11 protein-coding genes and 1 pseudogene are annotated in these 18,336 nt (G+C 66.6%); 5 read left to right on the top strand and 7 right to left on the bottom strand.

Annotated features, from left to right (window positions below; all coding sequences use genetic code 11):
• Positions 1–59 precede the first annotated feature (59 nt).
• The 4 genes from ACW6W5_RS13540 to ACW6W5_RS13525 all read right to left on the bottom strand — a co-directional run bounded on the left by ACW6W5_RS13540 (position 60) and on the right by ACW6W5_RS13525 (position 5,095).
• Positions 60–2,828: a valine--tRNA ligase gene (locus tag ACW6W5_RS13540; RefSeq protein WP_121042603.1), complete on the bottom strand. Its 2,769-nt coding sequence runs from the start codon at positions 2,826–2,828 to the stop codon at positions 60–62.
• A gap of 43 nt (positions 2,829–2,871) precedes the next feature.
• Positions 2,872–3,060, bottom strand: a complete 189-nt coding sequence (locus ACW6W5_RS13535) for a YqaE/Pmp3 family membrane protein (protein WP_121042605.1) — start codon at positions 3,058–3,060, stop codon at positions 2,872–2,874.
• A 45-nt stretch (positions 3,061–3,105) separates the two neighbouring features.
• Positions 3,106–3,531, bottom strand: coding sequence for a DNA polymerase III subunit chi (locus ACW6W5_RS13530; protein ID WP_019182556.1), 426 nt, complete (start codon positions 3,529–3,531; stop codon positions 3,106–3,108).
• Between the two features lie 85 nt (positions 3,532–3,616).
• Positions 3,617–5,095 carry a leucyl aminopeptidase gene (locus ACW6W5_RS13525; protein ID WP_121042607.1) on the bottom strand — a complete coding sequence of 493 codons (1,479 nt, stop codon included), beginning with the start codon at positions 5,093–5,095 and terminating at the stop codon, positions 3,617–3,619.
• Positions 5,096–5,199: 104 nt separating this feature from the next.
• Between ACW6W5_RS13525 and lptF the strand changes: the two genes are divergently transcribed.
• Entirely contained in the window at positions 5,200–6,279 is a 1,080-nt protein-coding gene (lptF, locus tag ACW6W5_RS13520; RefSeq protein WP_121042609.1) for an LPS export ABC transporter permease LptF, read from the top strand.
• On the top strand, positions 6,276–7,385 hold the full coding sequence (gene lptG / locus ACW6W5_RS13515) for an LPS export ABC transporter permease LptG (RefSeq protein ID WP_428999831.1): 1,110 nt from the start codon (positions 6,276–6,278) through the stop codon (positions 7,383–7,385). The genes lptF and lptG overlap by 4 nt, the downstream gene beginning before the upstream one ends.
• Positions 7,386–7,607: 222 nt before the next feature.
• On the opposite strand, the pseudogene ACW6W5_RS13510 reads toward lptG, so the two are convergent.
• Together ACW6W5_RS13510 and ACW6W5_RS13505 are read right to left on the bottom strand one after the other, a co-directional pair.
• Positions 7,608–8,431: pseudogene (locus tag ACW6W5_RS13510) on the bottom strand (IS110 family RNA-guided transposase).
• 813 nt (positions 8,432–9,244) lie between these two features.
• On the bottom strand, positions 9,245–9,733 hold the full coding sequence (locus ACW6W5_RS13505; RefSeq protein WP_152152439.1) for an RDD family protein: 489 nt from the start codon (positions 9,731–9,733) through the stop codon (positions 9,245–9,247).
• A 59-nt stretch (positions 9,734–9,792) separates the two neighbouring features.
• Here ACW6W5_RS13505 and xerD point away from each other — a divergent pair, with 59 nt between their 5' ends.
• Complete coding sequence (xerD, locus tag ACW6W5_RS13500) at positions 9,793–10,770, top strand: site-specific tyrosine recombinase XerD (RefSeq protein ID WP_152152437.1); 978 nt, start codon at positions 9,793–9,795, stop codon at positions 10,768–10,770.
• Between the two features lie 104 nt (positions 10,771–10,874).
• Positions 10,875–11,654, top strand: coding sequence for a thioredoxin fold domain-containing protein (locus ACW6W5_RS13495; protein WP_152152435.1), 780 nt, complete (start codon positions 10,875–10,877; stop codon positions 11,652–11,654).
• Between the two features lie 90 nt (positions 11,655–11,744).
• On the opposite strand, the gene ACW6W5_RS13490 is transcribed toward ACW6W5_RS13495, so the two are convergent.
• The gene (locus ACW6W5_RS13490; protein WP_152152433.1) at positions 11,745–13,853 is read right to left on the bottom strand and encodes a glycosyl hydrolase family 18 protein; all 2,109 of its coding nucleotides are present in this window, start codon (positions 13,851–13,853) and stop codon (positions 11,745–11,747) included.
• 294 nt (positions 13,854–14,147) lie between these two features.
• Here ACW6W5_RS13490 and purL point away from each other — a divergent pair, with 294 nt between their 5' ends.
• On the top strand, positions 14,148–18,032 hold the full coding sequence (purL, locus tag ACW6W5_RS13485) for a phosphoribosylformylglycinamidine synthase (RefSeq protein ID WP_152152431.1): 3,885 nt from the start codon (positions 14,148–14,150) through the stop codon (positions 18,030–18,032).
• Positions 18,033–18,336 lie beyond the last annotated feature (304 nt).

Genomic DNA, 18,336 nt, shown 5'->3' with positions numbered 1-18,336 from the left:
GGTCGCTCTACCCTGGCCCCGCAGAAGCAGCCACGCATGGCGTGGCTCTACCCGTGCGCTTACAGCTTCGCGCGCTGCGAACGCAGACCGTCCAGCTGGGCGGTCCATTCGACCAGGCGCACGCGCTCCTGCTCGACCACAGCCGCCGGCACCTTGTCGGTGAACTTGGCCAGCTTGGTCCCGCTCTTTTCCTTCTCCGATTCCACCCGGGCGATTTCCTTGTCCAGGCGCGCGCGCTCGGCACCCAGATCGACCAGGCCCTCCAGCGGCACCAGCAAGGTGAGATCGCCCACGATCGCGGCGGCGGCCGGCGGCGTGTCGCTGCCGTTGGCCAGCCACTCGATGCGCTCCAGCTTGAGCAGGAACGACAGCGAGGAGGTGAAGCGGGTCATGCGCGCGCGGTCGTCGTCGCTGCCACCCTGCAGCAGCAGCGGCACCAGCTTGGACGGCGGCACGTTCAACTCGCTGCGCACTCGGCGCAGCGCGTTGACCATCGACTTCAGCCATTCCACGTCGGCTTCGGCGCGGGCGAAATCACCGGCGAACTCTTCGGCGGTCGGGTACGGCCGCAGCGAGATGGTGTCGTCGGTGAGGCCCAGGCGCGGGGCGACCTGGCGCCACAGCTGCTCGGTGACGAACGGGGTCAGCGGGTGCAGCAGGCGCAGCAGCGCTTCGAGCACGTACAGCAGGGTGTGGCGGGTGCTGTTGGCATCGTCGGCATCGGCGCCGTTGAGGGCCGGCTTGGTCAGTTCCAGGAACCAATCGCAGAACTCGTTCCAGGCAAATTCGTACAGGCACTGCGCCAGCAGATCGAAGCGGTAGTTGGCGTAATGCGTCTGCGCTTCGGCCGAGACCGCGGCCAGGCGCGCGAGGATCCAGCGCTCGGCATCGGTGCGCGGCTGCGGCACGCCGGTGAAGCTGCTGCCCTCAGTGTTCATCAGGGTGAAGCGGCTGGCGTTCCACAGCTTGTTGCAGAAGTTCTTGTAGCCCTCGGCGCGGTTCATGTCGAACTTGATATCGCGGCCGTGGGTGGCGAGCGCGGCGATGGTGAAGCGCAGCGCATCCGCACCGTGGGCGATGATGCCCTCGGGGAATTCGCGGCGCGTCGCCTTCTCGATCTTCGGCGCGTCCTTGGGCTTCATCAGGCCGGTGGTGCGCTTGGCGACCAGGTCCTCGATGGAGATGCCATCGATGATGTCCAGCGGGTCCAGCACGTTGCCCTTGGACTTGGACATCTTCTGGCCCTGCGCATCGCGGATCAGGCCGGTGATGTAGACGTCCTTGAACGGGATCTTCCCGGTGAAGCTGTCGGTGGCCATGATCATGCGGGCCACCCAGAAGAAGATGATGTCGAACCCGGTGATCAGCACCGACGACGGCAGGTAGCGCTCGAAACCGCGCGCGTCCATCGCCTGCTCGTTCGGCCAGCCCAGGGTGGAGAACGGCCACAGCTGCGAGGAGAACCAGGTCTCCAGCACGTCACTGTCCTGGTGCAGGGCGAGGTCGGCGGCGAGGTTGTTCTTCGCGCGCGCTTCGGCTTCATCACGGCCGACATAGCAGTTGCCCGCATCGTCGAACCACGCCGGAATGCGGTGGCCCCACCACAGCTGGCGGCTGATGCACCAATCCTGGATGTTCTCCATCCAGTGGCGGTAGGTGTTGATCCAGTTGGCCGGGACGAACTGGATGCTGCCGTTCTCGACCAGCTCCAGGCCGCGCTTGGCCAGCACGTCCATCTTCACGAACCACTGGTCGGTCAGGTACGGCTCGATCACCTGCTGGGTACGATCGCCACGCGGCACCTGCAGCTTGTGCGCCTTGGTTTCGACCAGGATGCCCAGGTCTTCCAGCTCGGCCAGGATCACCTTGCGCGCTTCGTAACGGTCCAGCCCGCGGTATTTCTCCGGGGCGTTGTCGTTGATTGCCGCCACCGGGGTGAACAGGTTGATCATCGGCAGGTTGTGGCGCAGGCCGACCTGGTAATCGTTGAAATCGTGCGCGGGGGTGACCTTGACCACGCCGGTACCGAACTCGCGGTCGACGTAATCATCGGCGATCACCGGGATCTCGCGGTCGGTCAGCGGCAGCTTCACCATTTTGCCGATCAGGTGCGCGTAGCGCTCGTCTTCGGGGTGCACCATCACCGCGGTGTCGCCGAGCATGGTTTCCGGGCGGGTGGTGGCCACGGTCAGGGTGCCGCTGCCATCGGCCAGCGGGTAGCTGATCGACCACAGGAAGCCGTCTTCCTCCACGCTCTCCACTTCCAGATCGGAAATGGCCGTCTTCAGCACCGGATCCCAGTTGACCAGGCGCTGGCCACGGTAGATCAGGCCCTGCTCGTGCCAGCGCACGAACGCCTCGACCACCGCTTCGGACGGCTGCGGGTCCATGGTGAAGGTGCTGCGCGACCAGTCGCTGGAGGTGCCCAGACGGCGCATCTGGCGCTCGATGGTGTCACCGGACTGCGCCTTCCACTCCCACACCTTCTCGATGAAGCCGTCGCGGCCCAGCGAATCGCGGGTCTCACCGGTGTTGGCCAGCGCCAGGTTGCGCGACACCACCATCTCGGTGGCGATGCCGGCGTGGTCGGTGCCGACCTGCCACAACGTGTCGTAGCCACGCATGCGGTGGTAACGCACCAGTGCATCCATCAGGGTCTGCTGGAAGGCATGGCCCATGTGCAGCGTGCCGGTCACGTTCGGCGGCGGCAGCAGGATGGTGTACGGCTCGCCCTTGCCGGACGGCTTGAAATGGCCGGCCTTCTCCCACGCGTCGTACAGCGCGGTTTCAAAGGTTTTCGGGTCGTAGCTGGAGGCGAGTTGGGTCATGCGGGAACCAGGATCGAATACGGAAGGTGGGGGTGCCGGAAGCTCAGCGCCCGAAGGCGCGGCGGATCTTCTGGTCGGTATGGAACTGTGAGACCGCGTAGGCGGCCCAGATCGCGGCGGGCAGCCAGCCGATCAGCGTGATCTGCAGGATCAGGCAGAGGATGCCTGCGATCGGGCGGCCGATGGTGAAGAAGGCGAACCAGGGAAAGATCAGGGCGATCAACAGGCGCATCAAGGGTCTCCGGGGGCGGCGGCGACCGAACGGGCGCCGCGCGGGTTACATGTCGTATTTGTTCAGGTCAAAGCCCAGTGCCTTGTACTGGCGCCAGCGCTCGCGCAGCGGTTCGCGCGCTTCCGGGTCGGCCGGCACCACTTCCAGCACGCGGTCGCAGGCGGCCAGGTAGGGATCGTCGCGCAGGTTGATCACCAGCGGCCGGGCCGGGGCCTCGGTGCCGGGAACGGCGATCAGCACCAGCGCCTCTTCCTCGTCCATGTCTTCGCCGGCGATCTGGTGCGGGATGTAGGCATCGTTGTCGAACGCCCACAGCAGCTCGTCCAGCTCTTCGGCCTGGGCCTGGTCGCGTGCCAGCACCAGGGTGAACAGCCCGGCGTCATTGGCCTTGCGGGCCAGTTCGCAGACCAGGCGCAATGGCTCGGTCAGGAAGCGGGGCTTGGCGATCAGGTAGAAATCAGCACGGGACATGGCAGGGCCTGGAGCGGAGGGAGAACCCGGCGCCAGGCCGGGCGGGATCGCGGCCACCCGCAGGCGGCCGCGATCGGGCAGGGCATCAGGCGCGGGCGGCCTGGTCCAGCAGCCACTGGCTCAGCAGGCCGACCGGGCGGCCGGTGGCCATGCCGCGCTTGCCTTCGTCGCTGGCCACGCCGGCGATGTCCAGATGAGCCCAGCGCTGGCCTTCGGCGAAGCGCGACAGGAAGCAGCCGGCGGTGATCGCACCGGCCCAGCGGCCGCCGATGTTGTAGATATCGGCGAAGCTGGAATCCAGCATCGGCTGGTACTCGTCCCACAGCGGCAGGCGCCAGGCGCGGTCGAACACGTGCTCACCGGCGGCCAGCAGCTCGTTGGCGAGGTCGTCGTGCTTGCTCATCAGGCCGGCGGTCTGGTGGCCCAGCGCCACCAGGCAGGCACCGGTCAGGGTGGCCACGTCGATCAGCGCGGCCGGCTCGAAGCGCTGCGCGTAGGTCAGCGCGTCGCACAGGATCAGGCGGCCTTCGGCGTCGGTGTTGCCCACTTCGATGGTCTTGCCCGACATCGAGGTGATCACGTCCGACGGGCGGTAGGCATTGCCGTCGATGGCGTTCTCGACCGCCGGCACCACCACCACCAGGTTGAGCGGCAGCTTGGCCGTCACGGCCGCGACGAAGGTGCCGATGACGTTGGCGCCACCGCACATGTCGTACTTCATCTCTTCGATGCCGCCCTGGGTCTTCAGATTGACGCCACCGGTATCGAAGGTGATGCCCTTGCCGACCAGCACATAGGGCTTGGCGTCGCCGCCGTTGTTCCACTTCAGCACGACCAGGTGCGGGCGGTTGGCCGAGCCACGGGCCACGGCCAGCAGCGAGCCCATGCCCAGCGCTTCCATCTGGTGCTCGTCCAGCACCTCCGCTTCGGCGCCTGCATGCGCCTGCGCGAACGCGACCGAGGACTCGGCCAGGTAGGCCGGGGTGCAGACGTTCGGCGGCAGGTTGCCCAGCTCGCGGGCGTACTGCACGCCGGCGGCGATGGCCTGGCCCTGGGCCAGCGCCTGGGTGTCGGTGCCGGCGATGGCCAGCGTGGTCAGGCCCGGCTCGTCGGCCTTCTTCTTGCCCAGCGTGGCGCTGTAGCGGTAGGCGGCGTGGTCGGCGGTGATGATGGCCTGGCGGATGTTCCAGGCGGCATCGCGGCCCTTGACCTCGATCTCGGTCAGGGTGAACAGCGCCTGATGGTTGACGCCGCTCTTGAGGGCGCGGCTGGCATCGCCGACCGCCTTGAGGTACTGCGCCACGCCGAACTTGGCCGGCTCGCCCAGCCCGACCACGAGCACGCGTGCGGCGGTGACGCCGGGCAGATCGTGCAGCAGGGTCGTATTGCCGGTCTTGCCGCCCACGTCGCCGCGGGCGATCAGGGCCGACAGACGGCCACCGGACGCGGTGTCCAAGGCCTGTGCCGCGGGGCTCAGGGTCTGGTCGGCATAGGCGCCGACGATGACGCAATCGCACTCGGCCGAGGCCGGCGCTGCGTGGTTCAGGGTGAATTCCAGGGCCATTGATCAGATTCCGTTGGCAAAACCGTACAATCGCGAGCTGTTTACGTCCCGTCAGTAGACTGGGCAGCACCGCGAACGAATCCGAGAGTTTAAACCACCGCCCCATGTCGAAGCTCGATCGCTATCTCCTGCGTGATTTCGTCCAGAGTTTCCTGGCCACCCTCATCGTGTTGCTGGTGGTGAGTGTCGGCGGGGTCCTGGTGGACATCCTCGGCAACATCGCCGACGGCCGTCTGCCTGCCCGCCTGCTGTTCTCCCAGTTGGGCCTGCAGTTCATCGTCTACATGCCGCTGATCCTGCCGCTGGCGCTGATGCTGGGCCTGCTGCTGGCCACCGCGCGGCTCTACCGGGACTCGGAAATGGCGGTCATCACCGCCATCGGTGTCGGCCCCAAGCGCCTGCTGCGGCCCCTGATGATGCTGGTGGTGCCGGTGGTCGGCCTGATCGGGCTGTGCTCGCTGTGGCTGGGCCCCTGGGCCGACCGCACCAGCGAGACCATGATCGACGAGGCCAACCGCAGCGTGGTCATGGCCGGCCTGGAGGCCGGCAAGTTCACCCCGCTGCCCAACGGCGGCGTGGTCTACCTGGCCTCGGTCTCCCCCGACGGCACCCAGTTGGGCAAGGTGTTCCTGCAGCGCCAGAAGGAAGACCGCATCGAAGTGATCTCTGCCGACCACGGCCGGATGTACTTCGAGGGCGCCAAGCAGCGCTATCTGGAGCTGGATGACGGCCACCAGGTCGAGGGCCCGGCCAACGGTGCGCTGGATTACAAGCTGATGACCTTCGCCCGCAACGACGTGGCCATGCCCGACGGTGCCGAGACCCGCAAAGACGATGACCCCGAACTGCTGCGCACCACCGAGCTGTTCGGCGATGAGCGCCCGGAGGCCCAGGCCCAGCTTCACTCGCGCATCGCCCCGCCGCTGATCGCGCTCGCCTTCGCCCTGATGACCCTGCCGCTGGCCCGCAGTTCGCCGCGGCAGCAGCGCTACGGCCGGATGATGCTGGCCTTCATGGCCTACATGGTGGGCATGAACCTGATGTTCATCGGCACCCGCTGGATCGCCGATGGCAAGATCCCCGCCGTGGCGGGCCTGTGGTGGCTGACGCTGCCGTTGCTTGCCCTCGCCCTATGGATGTATTTCCGCGACGGCAAACTGTCGCGTCCCCGGAGGACCGCATGAACGTGTTGCGCCCCATGCGGTTTGATCTGTACCTGGGCCGTGCCGTGTTCGGCACCGTCCTGCTGACCTGGGCGGTGCTGGTCGGCCTGGACGTGGTGATGGCCTTCTCCGGGGAGTTCAAGGACGTTGGCAAGGGCAGCTACACCGTCGGCCACGCGGCCGCCTGGGTGCTCTACACCGTGCCTCGCCGCGCCTATACCTTCTTCCCGACCGCCGCCGTGATCGGCGCGCTGATGGGCCTGGGCCAGCTGGCCGCCACCTCCGAACTCACCGCACTGCGCGCGCTGGGCCTGTCGCGCAAGCGCCTGAGCGTCTCGGTGGCGATCGCGCTGTCGCTGATGACCGCGGTCATGGTGTTCAGCGGCGAAACGCTGGGCCCCTGGGGCCAGAGCAAGGCCGATGACGTCAAGATCAGCGCAAGGTGGGGCAGCAGCCTGAGCGCGGCCCGCTATTCGGGCGTGTGGGCGCGGGAAGGCGATACCTTCCTCAACGCGATCAGCGGCGACGAGCAGCTGCAGGCCGGGGGCGGCACGCGCCTGATCCTGCACGACGTGCGTCTGTACAAGATCGCCGACGACGGCCGCTTGGGCTCGATGACGTATGCCACCACCGCCGAACATGACGCCAGAGGCTGGGTGTTGAACAAGGTGCGCCGCGATATCTTCGGTGAGCGTTCGGCAACGCGCGAGACGGCCGAGTCCGAGCCATGGGATTCACGCTTGGATGCGGCGGCGCTGGCCAGCGGCATTTCCAAGCCACGCAATCTGACGGCGATGGATCTGCGTAACAGCATCGAGTACCGCAAGCGCAACGGGCTGGATGCGCGCGATTACGAGGATGTGTACTGGAGCCGTTGGTTCTATCCGATCAATGTGTTGGCGTTGTGCCTGGCGGCGATACCGTTCGCGTTCGGTTCGCTGCGCAGTGGCGGTATGGGCAAGCGGTTGTTCCTGGGCATTCTGTTCGCGTTGGGCTTCTGGTTGCTGCAGTTGTTCTTCGGCCGCATGGCCGGTGCGCTGAAGTTCGATTACCGGATTGCGTATGCGTTGCCGCCGATCGTGATGATGGTGGTGTCCGGGTTGTTGTTCCGACGTAAGTCGGGCTGATTCATCCGGCCGGCCTGGCGGCAAACGCCGAAGCCAACGCCAACGCCAAAGCGGCCACCATGTGCTGTCGAGCTAGGCGCGACGGGCTCGCCATTCCGGGACCCGCCGCAAGTACGTCCCTGTAGCAACTGTGTTGCTGGAGGGAGTTCGGTCCCTCCAGTAGACGGACGCGGTAGTGCCGGCCGCTGGCCGGCAGCCTTTGGAGATGTGCCCGTGCGCGCTTCAGGCCGGGATTGGTCCGCTTTGAGCGTCGCGCACGCGGGCGTTGAGGATCACCAGCATCTTCCGCATTACCGCCACGATCGCCACTCCTGACGGATCTCGGCTCGACCGCCGTGGATGCTTCGTTTTCCGCGTATCGTCCCGCTGTCGTGGGACATCGGTGCCACGCCCACCAAGCTGGCGATGGCCTTGCCGCTGATCTGGCCCAGCTCAGGCAGGTAGCTGGCCAGCACCGCCTGTAGCCCCGGTCCCACGCCCTTCATCGACTTCAGAATCGTGAGCTGGGGCTGTTGAGCGACTTGCTCGGCAATCTGCTTTCCCAGGCGTTCTACCAGTGTCTGCAAGCGGGTGATGTTGGTCTGCAAAAGCCGTCGCAATTCATGATCACGCACCATTTCCTGCTGCTGTCGCGCTACGGTCAGGGCCTGCATCATCTGTCGACGTGCCCGCACAAATTCCCGCAGTTTCTGCTGCCAAGGCTCTAGTGGCTGGTAGGCCGGCAGTTTCACCAGCGCGGCCATCTGTGCCAATGCATAGGCATCCAAGCGGTCTGTCTTGGCTATTTGGCCCAGCCCCTGAGCTAGTTTCCGCGCCCGAAAGGCATTGGCGCGCACCACCCGATGGCCTGCCTTGTGCAGGAAATCCAGCACGGGCTGCTCATATCCGCCGGTGGCCTCCAGCACGATCTGGATCGCTGGACGCTTCTTCAGCCAAGCGTTCAATTCAACAAAGCCAGAGGGGCTATTGCTGACCTGCAGGGTCTCTCTGTCCGTCGTGCCGACATCCAGCTGGCGCTTGCTTACATCAATCCCGATCCCGTTCATCGCCCGACTCCGTATAGTCTGGAAGGGTCGAGAGCTCCCCCGCTTGCCCAGTCTTATCGCTTCGAGTGTCAGCTCCAGCAACTGTTCGGGCGGATCAAGGGAGATTCCGGCGTGGGCGCCAAGCTACATGGCGATCGCTCAGATCCAGGCTCGTACGGCGGCCCACGCCGGCTCTCGGCACCTAAGCTGCCAGATTCCGAACAGATAAGGCTCGTGTGCTGCCATCCATGGCAGCACACGGTCCCGGCCTGGCAATCCCGCCGCGCCTCCGACAGTGTGCTGGTGGGGGAGGGGAGAGCAGCCGGGCATGGCCCGGCTCTACCCGTTCTGATGGATTGGCGAAGTGACGCTGTTCGTATTGAATCTTGGCGACTGAGCGACTGAGCGACTGAGCGACTGAGCGACTGAGCAATTGAGCAATTGAGCAATTGAGCAATTGAGCAATTGAGCAATTGATCGACGAAGGCTTGATCGATTGAGCGAAGGTACGACTTCGCTATGAAGATTGCGCTCCTTACGCGTCTTGATCGCGAGAGCCGGTACTGAGTGCGAAACGTCGGTCACGCAACAAATCCGCTTTGATCAACCGCACTTCGCAATCTGTCAATGCGGAGAGGCGCAGCCCATTTCAGGGCCGTAGTGCGCCATGGATGGCGCACTACGAGCTTACATGGACGTACTTGCAGCGGGCCCAGAAATGGGTTGCGCCTCTCCGCAAACGCACAGAAAACAGAGGCGCTGCTTTCAGCGCTGTTCTGGAAGGCTTTAGAGCGTCAGTGCGTCAGTACGTCAGCGCGTCAGTACGTCAGTACGTCAGTACTTCGGCAGCCGGACAACCCGCGTTCCGCTGGCCCGGTCATGCCAGGTCAACCGCTGCCGATCCAGCAGCGCCCACCAGAACCCCAGGCCGGCCGCCAACACCGACAGCGACCCCACCGCATAGCGCCGCCACAACTGCCCGCGCGTCGGCACCGTGCCGTCCAGCGACACCACCCGCAACCGCCACGGGCGCATCCCCAGCGTCTGCCCGCCGCGGCGCCAACTCATCGTCGCGTACAGGCCCGTCACGACCCAGCAGCAGGCCCACAACGCCCACTGCCACGCACTGAACGGCGCGATGTTCTCGCGCTCCGCATGACCGCTCAACGTGTAGACCGCCACGAACACCGCACCGAGCAGCATCCACAGCGCCAGCGCCGGGAAGACGTCGTACAACAGCGACAACCACCGCCACAGCAGCAACGATGCAGGGCGATCAGCAGGGGGGGGCGACAGCGCGGTATCGGTCATGACCCGGAGCATACCCGGCCGGCCGCCCGCGTTCGATGGCCCACGCGCGGTCTGCTCCGTATGCTGTCCGCATGTCCGATGCCACCACCCCCGCCCTGCGTCGCCAGCTCATCCAGCACCTGCCCGAGCTGCGCGAGGATGACAACGTCCGCATCCAGCGTTTCCTCGACACCGCCTGGGCCGAGCACGGCCTCGCGCGTGCCAGTCTGGACAGTTACCGGCGCGATCTCGAAGGCCTCGCGCGCTGGCGTGATGGCGCCGCCGGCGGGCTGGCTGGCCTCGATCGCGCCGGGCTGTTCGACTACCTCGCCTGGCGCTCCCGCCATGGCTGGTCGCCGCGCAGCAATGCCCGCCTGCTGTCCGCGCTGCGGGCCTTCTTCGCCGATGCGGTTCGCCGCGGCGAGCGCGGCGATGACCCCAGCGCGCTGCTGGATCCGCCCAAGCTGCCGCGGCTGCTGCCCAAGGCGCTGGCCGAAAGCCAGATCGATGCGCTGTTGGCCAGCCCCGATATCGAGACGCCGCTCGGGCTGCGCGACCGCGCCATGCTGGAACTGATGTATGCCGCCGGCCTGCGAGTCAGCGAACTGGTCAACCTGCCGGCCAATGCCGTGAACCTGCGGCAGGGGGTGCTGCGCGTGACCGGCAAGGGCAGCAAGGAACGGCTGGTTCCGCTGGGGGAAGAATCCCAGCACTGGCTTGTGCGCTACCTGGCTGAATCGCGCCCGCAGCTCACGGGCAAGCGCAACGTGCCGACGCCGCAGGAGGGCGCCGTGCCGATGTTCCTGACGCCCTCGCTGCACCCGCTCAGCCGCCAGCAGTTCTGGGGGCTGGTGAAGACGTACGCGGTGCTGGCCGGGATCGACCCCGCCCGGATCAGTCCCCACGGGCTGCGCCACAGCTTTGCCACGCACCTGCTCAACCGGGGCGCGGATCTGCGCGCCCTGCAGATGCTGCTCGGCCACAGTTCGCTGTCCACCACCCAGATCTACACGCTGGTGGCCCGCGAGCACCTGCAGAAGCTGCACGCCAAGCACCACCCGCGCGGCTGAGAGGGTGCCAACCCCGGCCGCGCATCACCGTTCCACTGCGGTCCAGCTGTGTGAGCAGGCAGCTGTGCGAGAATCCAGCCTGACTCCTTACACCGGAATGCTCGATGCTCCGTGTTGCCATTGCGGCGCTCTTCGGCGCGCTCAGCCTGTCTGCCTGCGCGCAGCAACCGTCCGCTCCGGCGGCCAAGACCACTGCCGCCACCCCGGCCGCTGCCGGTGATGCTGACCAGCGCGTGCGTACCGCGCTGCAGCAGCTGGACCCCACCTTCAAGCCTGATTTCATCGGGGCCGCGCCGTTTGCCGGTTTCCGCGAGGTGCTGGTCGGTGGCCAGGTGCTGTATGTCTCCGATGACGGCCGCTACCTGATGCAGTCCCAGCCGTACGACATCCAGAACAAGGCGCCGGTCAGCAGCCAGGGCCTGCTCAGCTACCGCCGCAAGCTGCTCGATGGCGTGCCGCACACCGAGCGCATCGTGTTCGCCGCGCCGAATGCCAAGTACACCGTCAGCGTCTTCACCGACATCGAGTGCGGCTACTGCCGCAAGCTGCACCAGGACATCGCCGAGCTCAACCGCAACGGCATCACCGTGGAATACCTGGCATTTCCGCGCATGGGGCTGGGCAGCCAGGACTACACCGACATGATCTCGGTCTGGTGCGCGGCCGATCGCAAGCAGGCCCTGACCGCGGCCAAGACCGGCAAGGCCGTCACCCCGAAGAACTGCACCAATCCGGTGGCCATGCAGTACAAGCTTGGCCAGCAGATGGGCGTCAACGGCACCCCGGCCATCTTCGCCGCCGACGGCACCCAGCTCGGTGGCTACCTGCCGCCGGCCCAGCTCAAGGCCGCGCTGGAGCGCGTCTCGGCAGGCGGCAGCCGCTGAAAACAGAACGCCCCGGCCAGGCCGGGGCGTTTTTCTGTCAGCGGAGGAGCGGCCTGCTCGATCAGCGAGGCAGCGTCCCGCGCGACGGTGTCACTTCAAGCCGTCACTGATCGCCTTGGTCAGGGTGCCCTGCGCATCATCGCCGCTGAACTCCCAGAAGAATGCGCCGCCCAGGCCCTGTGCTTTCACATAGCCCATCTTCTCGGTGACCATGGCCGGCGTATCCAGACTCCAGAACGTGGTGCCGTTGGAGATCCACGTGGCCTTGGCGATGTTGTCGGTGTACACCGGCCAGTTGAGGTTCTTGAGCACCTTCCAATCTTCGATACCGGCTTCGTAGGTGCCCGGTGCCGCGCCGCTGGCGCTCTTGTAGAGCCCGTTGTTGCCGCTGGCCACGCCAGTCCAGCCACGCCCGTAGTAGCCGATGCCCAGGTTCAACTTGCTGGCCGGCACCCCGCGGCTGAGGAAGGCTTCCATCGCATCGTTGCTGTTGTAGAGCTTCTGGTCGCCGGTGGAGGGATCAGCCGGTGAATCGAACAGGGCCGAGTGATGGTTGGTCTGCGGATCCCACGCGCCGTGGAAGTCGTAGGTCATCACGTTGATGAAATCCAGGTACGGGTGGTAGCTGGCCGGATCGGTCACGCGCACCTTGTCCACGCCGGCACCGACGGCCACCGTCAGCAGCAGGCCGGGCCGCACTGCATCCAGTTGGCGGCGGAATTCGGCCAGCAGCGCGGTGAAGTTGGCGTTGTCGGCCGGCGTCCCGCAGCTCAGCCCGCAGGCCACCGGATACTCCCAGTCGATGTCGATGCCGTCGAACACGCCGAGCGCCGCACCCGCACCGCCCGCACCGTCGGCCACCGGCAGGTTGCCTTTGATGTAGGCATCGATGCATGAGGCCACGAACGCCTGCCGGTTGGCCGGCTGCGCCGCGCTGGAGAAGCCGCGCGACCAGGTCCAGCCGCCCAGCGAGATCAGCACTTTTACGTTCGGGTGTTTGGCTTTGAGCTGCTTGAGCTGGTTCCAGTTGCCCCGCAGTGGCTGGTCCCAGGTGTCGCCCGTGCCGCTGACGCTATCGCCGGCAGCGAAGGACTTGCCGTAATCGGCGTAGGCATCGCCGCCCACGCCGGTGTTCGAATCGGAGGCCTGGGTCACGCCCACTTCGCAGCGGTTGTTGCGCACGTTGCCGAAGGCGTAATTGATGTGGGTCAGCTTCGCCGCCGAGCCGCTGGTGTCGATGTTCTTGACCTGGTAATTGCGGCCGTAGATGCCCCACTGGGTGAAGTAGCCGATCACCCGCTTGGTGCTACCCCCGCCGCCACCGGCGGCCGTGGTCACGCTGATCGAGCCGCTCTGCGCCGAGGCATTGCCGGCGTTGTCGCGTGCCCGCACCGTGTAGGTATAGGCCGTGCTCGCGGTAAGGCCGCCATCGGTGTACTGGGTGGCGCTGGGCGAACCGACCAGGCTGCCGTTGCGGTACACGTCGTAGCCGGCCACACCGCTGCCGCCGCTGTTGTCGGTGGCCGCGTTCCAGGCCAGGTTCACCGTCGTGGCGGTCCTGGACGGGGAAGCCAGTCCGCCCGGGACGCTGGGGGGCGATGTGTCGTTGCTGGCCGCGGTGACGGTCACATTGACGGTGGCCGAGGAGGTCACCGCGTTGTTGTTGTCGGTCGCCACCGCCTTGAAGGTGTGGCTGCCGGCCGAGGCATTGCTCCAGACCACGCTGTAGGGCGCGCTGGTGTCGATGCCCAGCGAGGTACCGCCGCGGAAGAACTCGACCTTGCTGATGCTGCCGTCGGTATCGCTGGCATTGGCGCTGACCGTGATGCTGCTGCCGGCGGTGAAGCTGGCCCCGGCGGCGGGCGAGGTCAGCGCGACGCTGGGCGGCTGGTTGCTGCCACTGCCATCGCAGGCACCGAGGTTGGTGTAGTAGGGCGCACCGGCCGGGTGGTCGGGGGGGGCGTTCCAGATGTCCTGGTTGGCGCGGTACAGCACGCCGCCTTTCTGCAGGGTCTGGCTGGCCAGATAGATGGCCGCGCCATTCCACTCGGGCGCCCCGGTACAGTTCGCGGCCTGCACCAGTATGGGCGTGCCGGCGGCAGCGGCCAAGGCCAGCGCCAGCAACCAGCGCCGTCGGCGCGGAAGCAGGGCGGGGGAGGAAAACGATGTCACTGCACGGCGCGCAATCGGGTCTGGCATGGTCGGTCTCCGATCAGGTGGTGTGCGCATGCCGCCGGGATGGCGGCATGCGTGCAGCAGGTCCGGGCGCCGGTGAGAGAGGCCGGCAACGACGTGGGGGACGGACGGCACCTGGCGCTGGGCCAGGTGGTGATAACGTTGTCATGTAATCGACATGCAATCCGTGAACCAGTCGATGGTTCGCGTGTGAACGGTGTCGTCCGCGGCCCCACGCCGGCCGATCGCCCGGGCCGGGCCGCGGCGGCCGACTTGGGTACAATAGTGGGCCCCGTTCCCAACCACGGTTCCCCGGACATGATGGTCCTCGAGGGCGCATCCGCCCTTTCGCCGTTCCGCCGCGAACGTCTTGAATCCCGCCTGCAGTCCCTGGCCGCCGATCTGCGCATCACCGGTGCCTGGCATGTCTACTTCATCCAGACCGAGGGCGATGCGGCCCCGGATCCGGCGATCCTGAGCCGGATCCTGGAAGCGCAGCCGGCGCTGGCCGGGCGTGAGGACGGGGCGGTATCGCGCTTCGTGGTGCCGCGGTTGGGCACGCTGTCGCCGTGGTCGAGCAAGGCCACCGAGCTGGTCCGCGGTGCCGGGCAACCGATCCGCCGGGTCGAACGTGGCCTGCGCATCGATCTGGCCGGCTGGCCGGCCGATGCGGCCGCACAGGAAGCGGTGATCCGCGCGCTGCACGACCCGATGACCCAGTCCGTGCTGGCCGAGACCGCCCAGGCGCAGGCGCTGTTCAGCGCCCCGGCGCGTGGTGAGCTGGAACGGATCGCCCTGGAAGATCTGGAGGCAGCCAACAGCCGCCTCGGCCTGGCCATGGCCCAGGACGAGATCGACTACCTGCGCCAGCGCTTCGGCGCGTTGGGCCGCAAGCCGTCGGACGTGGAACTGATGATGTTCGCGCAGGCCAACTCCGAGCACTGCCGCCACAAGATCTTCAATGCCAGCTGGACCATCGACGGTGCCGACCAGTCGCACTCGCTGTTCCGGATGATCAAGAACACCCACCAGCAGACCCCGCAGCACACGTTGAGCGCCTACAGCGACAACGCTGCGGTGGTGGCCGGCTTCCCGGCCGCGCGCTATCGCCCGGATCCGGCCACCGGCCAGTACCGCAGCGAGGCCGTGGTCGATTCGGCGTTCTGCATCAAGGTGGAAACACACAACCACCCGACCGCGATCGCCCCGTTCCCAGGTGCGGCCACCGGTGCGGGCGGTGAGATCCGCGATGAAGGCGCGACCGGCCGCGGCGGCAAGCCCAAGGCCGGCCTGACCGGTTTCTCGGTCTCGCACCTGCGCATCCCGACCCTGCCGCAGCCGTGGGAGGCACCGCGCGCGCTGAACCCGCGCATGGCCCCGGCGCTGGACATCATGCTGGACGGTCCGCTCGGCGGCGCTGCGTTCAACAACGAGTTCGGCCGCCCGAACCTGCTCGGCTACTTCCGCAGCTTCGAACTGCCCGAAGGCGAGGGCCTGACCCGCGCCTACGACAAGCCGATCATGCTGGCCGGTGGCCTCGGCGCGATCGACCAGAACCAGGTCGAGAAGCTGCGCCTGCAGCCCGGCGATGCGGTGATCGTGCTGGGTGGCCCGGCGATGCTGATCGGTCTCGGCGGCGGTGCCGCCAGTTCGGTGGCCTCCGGTGAGAGCGCCGAAGACCTCGATTTCGCCAGCGTGCAGCGCGACAACCCGGAAATGGAGCGTCGCTGCCAGGAAGTGATCGACCGCTGCGTCGCGCTCGGTCTGGACAACCCGATCCGCTGGTTCCATGACGTGGGCGCCGGTGGCCTGTCCAACGCGATTCCCGAGCTGCTGCATGACTCCGGCGTGGGCGGTGTGATCGATCTGGGCAAGGTGCCCGCCGATGACCCGTCACTGTCGCCGATGCAGTTGTGGTGCAACGAATCGCAGGAACGCTACGTGCTCGGTGTGCCGCAGGCACGCCTGGCCGAGTTCGCCGCGCTGTGCGCGCGCGAACGTTGCCCGTTCGCCGCCGTTGGTGTCGCCACCGCTGAAGAGCGGCTCGTCGTGGCGTACGGCGCCACCGTGGGCAATACCCCGGCGGATGCCCCGATCGATCTGCCGATGGACGTGCTGTTCGGCAAGGCGCCGAAGATGCATCGCGACACCGTGCACCCGGCGGCACCGCGCTGGCCCGCGCTGAAGACCGCCGGGCTGGACCTGCATGAAGCCGGTCTGCGCGTGCTGGCCCATCCCTCGGTGGCCTCGAAGAACTTCTTGGTCACCATCGGTGACCGCAGCGTCGGTGGCCTGACCGCACGCGAACAGATGATCGGCCCGTGGCAGCTGCCGCTGGCCAACGTCGCCATCACCTTGGCCGGGTTCGACAGCGTGGCCGGTGAAGCCATGGCGATCGGCGAGCGCACCCCGTTGGCCCTGCTGGACGCGGCCGCGTCGGCGCGCATGGCGGTCGGTGAAGCGATCACGAACCTGTGTGCGGCGCCGGTGGATGCACTGGAAACGGTGAAGCTGTCGGCCAACTGGATGGCCGCGGCTGGCCATCACGGTGAAGACGCGCTGCTGTATGACGCGGTGCGTGCGGTCGGCATGGAGCTGTGCCCGCAGCTGGACCTGAGCATTCCGGTCGGCAAGGACTCACTCTCCATGCAGGCGCAGTGGCAGGCCGACGGCCAGGCGCACAAGTCGGTGTCGCCGGTGTCGCTGGTGATCTCGGCGTTCGCGCCGGTTGCCGATGCGACCGGCCAGCTGACCCCGCTGCTGGACCGTGACGCCGACAGCGAGCTGTGGCTGATCGGCCTGGGGGCGGGCAAACAGCGCCTGGGCGGCTCGATCCTGGCCCAGGTGCACGCCGACCATTCCGCACTGCCGGCCTTCGCCGGTGCCGTGCCGGATCTGGACGATGCACAGCGCCTGCGTGCCTTCTTCGAACTGATCCGCGATGCGCGCCAGGCCGGCCTGCTGCTGGCCTATCACGACCGCAGCGATGGCGGTGCGTTCGCCGCGCTGTGCGAAATGGCTTTCGCCTCGCGCCTGGGCCTGGATATCACCCTGGACGCCTGGGGCGATGATCCGTTCCGCAGCCTGTTCAATGAAGAGCTGGGTGCGGTGGTGCAGATCGCCAAGGAAGATCGTGCCGCGTTTGCTGATCTGGTCGAGCGTCATGCACTGACCGAATGCGCGCAGCGCATCGCGCGTCCGACCACCGCCCCGGTGGTGCGTGTCTCGCTGCAGGGCGAAAGCCTGGTCGAGTGGCGCTGGGAAGCGCTGTTCGATGCCTGGTGGTCGGTCACCCACGCCATGCAGAAGCTGCGCGACAACCCGGACAACGCCGACCAGGAGCGTGCGATCGCGCGCAACTTCAACGCGCCGGGCCTGAAGCCCAAGCTGACCTTCGATATCAGCGAAGACGTGGCGATGCCCTTCATCAACACCGGCGCGCGTCCGCGTGTGGCGGTGCTGCGCGAGCAGGGCGTCAACGGCCAGATCGAAATGGCGAACGTCTTCGAACGTGCTGGCTTCAGTTCGTTCGACGTGCATATGAGCGACCTGATCGAAGGCCGTGTCGCACTGTCCGATTTCACCGGTCTGGTGGCCTGTGGCGGCTTCAGCTACGGCGACGTGCTCGGTGCCGGCCGCGGCTGGGCCACCTCGGTGCTGGAGCGCAGCGCGCTGCGGGATGCCTTCGCCGCATTCTTCGCCCGCGAGGACAGCTTCGCCTTGGGCGTGTGCAACGGCTGCCAGATGATGAGCCAGCTGAAGGACATCATCCCCGGTGCCGAGCACTGGCCGCAGTTCCGCCGCAACCGCAGCGAGCAGTTCGAAGCGCGCACCGCGTTGCTGGAAGTGGTGGAATCGCCGTCGATCCTGCTGCGTGGCATGGCCGGCTCGCGCCTGCCGGTGGCGGTGGCGCATGGCGAAGGCCAGGCGGTGTTCGCCAATGCAATCGATCAGGCCGCGGCGCGCGTGTCGCTGCGTTACATCGATGGCGATGGCAACGTGGCCACCCAGTACCCGCTGAATCCGAACGGCTCGCCCGACGGCATCACCGGCCTGACCACCACCGATGGCCGCACCACGATCATGATGCCGCACCCGGAACGTACCGCGCGTGCGATCAACCACAGCTGGCATCCGGATGACTGGAACGGTGATTCACCGTGGCTGCGGATGTTCCGCAACGCAAGAGTATGGTGCGGCTGATACTGCGCACCGCATCAAAATCGATGCAGTGAAAATCGCGTGAAGAAACCGCCGGCCTGTCCGGCGGTTTTCTTTTGTGTGGGGCACAAACTGATCGGGAGCAATGAGTTACACGGCGTTACAACGTGAAAATCCGTTATATCGTTTGCTCACATGCAGCTAACAAAAATGCGCAATAACGCGGCGTTTTTGTGACGCGTGACACGGTCATATGAAAATCGACGTCAAAGTCTTGACGTTATTGAAACTGTACGTTAACACTGCATCCTCATTTCGACAGCGTTCAGTTCCACAGTAACCGCAT

Source organism: Stenotrophomonas sp. IS26 (assembly GCF_054188265.1).
Note: the sequence above shows the minus strand (reverse complement) of the source record. Positions and strands in the feature narration are given on the sequence as shown.

Bases quoted from the DNA above. Each gene is read 5' to 3' on its own strand.
- ACW6W5_RS13540 (WP_121042603.1), bottom strand. From the start codon at position 2,828: ATGACCCAACTCGCCTCCAGCTACGACCCGAAAACCTTTGAAACCGCG.
- ACW6W5_RS13535 (WP_121042605.1), bottom strand. From the start codon at position 3,060: ATGCGCCTGTTGATCGCCCTGATCTTTCCCTGGTTCGCCTTCTTCACC.
- ACW6W5_RS13530 (WP_019182556.1), bottom strand. From the start codon at position 3,531: ATGTCCCGTGCTGATTTCTACCTGATCGCCAAGCCCCGCTTCCTGACC.
- ACW6W5_RS13525 (WP_121042607.1), bottom strand. From the start codon at position 5,095: ATGGCCCTGGAATTCACCCTGAACCACGCAGCGCCGGCCTCGGCCGAG.
- lptF (WP_121042609.1), top strand. From the start codon at position 5,200: ATGTCGAAGCTCGATCGCTATCTCCTGCGTGATTTCGTCCAGAGTTTC.
- lptG (WP_428999831.1), top strand. From the start codon at position 6,276: ATGAACGTGTTGCGCCCCATGCGGTTTGATCTGTACCTGGGCCGTGCC.
- ACW6W5_RS13505 (WP_152152439.1), bottom strand. From the start codon at position 9,733: ATGCTCCGGGTCATGACCGATACCGCGCTGTCGCCCCCCCCTGCTGAT.
- xerD (WP_152152437.1), top strand. From the start codon at position 9,793: ATGTCCGATGCCACCACCCCCGCCCTGCGTCGCCAGCTCATCCAGCAC.
- ACW6W5_RS13495 (WP_152152435.1), top strand. From the start codon at position 10,875: ATGCTCCGTGTTGCCATTGCGGCGCTCTTCGGCGCGCTCAGCCTGTCT.
- ACW6W5_RS13490 (WP_152152433.1), bottom strand. From the start codon at position 13,853: ATGCCAGACCCGATTGCGCGCCGTGCAGTGACATCGTTTTCCTCCCCC.
- purL (WP_152152431.1), top strand. From the start codon at position 14,148: ATGATGGTCCTCGAGGGCGCATCCGCCCTTTCGCCGTTCCGCCGCGAA.